The organism is Gordonibacter pamelaeae 7-10-1-b (assembly GCF_000210055.1).
GTDB lineage: Bacteria > Actinomycetota > Coriobacteriia > Coriobacteriales > Eggerthellaceae > Gordonibacter > Gordonibacter pamelaeae.
On the sequence record NC_021021.1, the window covers coordinates 2930639 to 2931644 of the forward strand.

Here is a 1006-nt window from a genome sequence, read left to right on the forward strand (position 1 = left end):
CCTGACCGAGCCAAAGCCGGTCCGCCCGAGCTTTGATCGGGCGGACCAGCGCCCTTGCGCGCCCGAGGGCGCACGGCGACCGTGGAGAATCGTTGCAGGGGCTGTGGGGATGACGTGTGCCCGATGTGATGCTTCGGCAGGTTTCAACCCGGTCCGCTACCTCGGACGTTGCCGTTTCGTTACCATCGGATGCCGACGGCTGCAAACACCCCCGAAACGAACCCGACACAGCCGTGGAAAGGATGCTGCTCCATGGCATCGCGCGCCCTTTCGGCAGCGCCCGCATACCTTGCGGCGCTCGCCTTGCTGCTCTTGCTTTTCCCGTCTGCCGACCGGGCAGATGCGGCCCCGGCGACGGCGGTCGCCCCGTCGGCGGCGGCCTCCTCCTCGCCCCTCCCCTCGCCCTCGTCGCTCCTCGCTGCAACGCTCTCGGCAAGCGAGCCCGCCCCACCCGGGGCCGACGCTGCGGCGTCCCCGGCGTCCGACTTGCAGGTGCTCGCCACGGCGCAGGCCGTCTACGAGCAGCAGCAGGCCGAGCGGGCGGCGGCCGCGGCCGCGCAGCGCACCGACAAGGTGCTCGCCTACGACCCGGCCCTCATAGCCGCCATTGGGAACCAAAGCGCCGGCGGGCATGCCGTGTGCTGCCCCGGCTACGCCTGCGCCTACGGCGACGCCGTGCTCACCGGGAAGGCCAACGACCACGCCGCCTACGGCTGCGGCTGCTGCACGTGGCCCGGCTGGGGCGGCGGTAACTCGTCGTTCCGCTCCCTCGGCTCCGACGCGGCGCTCCTGCGCGAGGCCTACGACGAGATCGCGGCCGGGCGCCCCACGGTCGCCCACGTGTCCGGCCCCTACGGCGAGCACTGGATCTGCCTCATCGGCTACCGCGATGCGCAAGACCCCGACGCGCTCACGCTGGACAACTTCGTGGCGCTCGATCCCGCGAACGGCCAGGAGGTCGTTGCCTCCTACCGCTACGTGCCCTACGGCGACGCCTGCCAGCACG

Annotated in this window: 1 protein-coding gene; it reads left to right on the forward strand. The window is 71.9% G+C overall.

Translation table 11 applies throughout. The features are described from left to right. Nucleotides 1–252 precede the first annotated feature (252 nt). On the forward strand, nt 253–1006 hold a 754-nt coding region (locus tag GPA_RS13530; RefSeq protein WP_041239664.1), incomplete at its 3' end, for a cysteine peptidase family C39 domain-containing protein.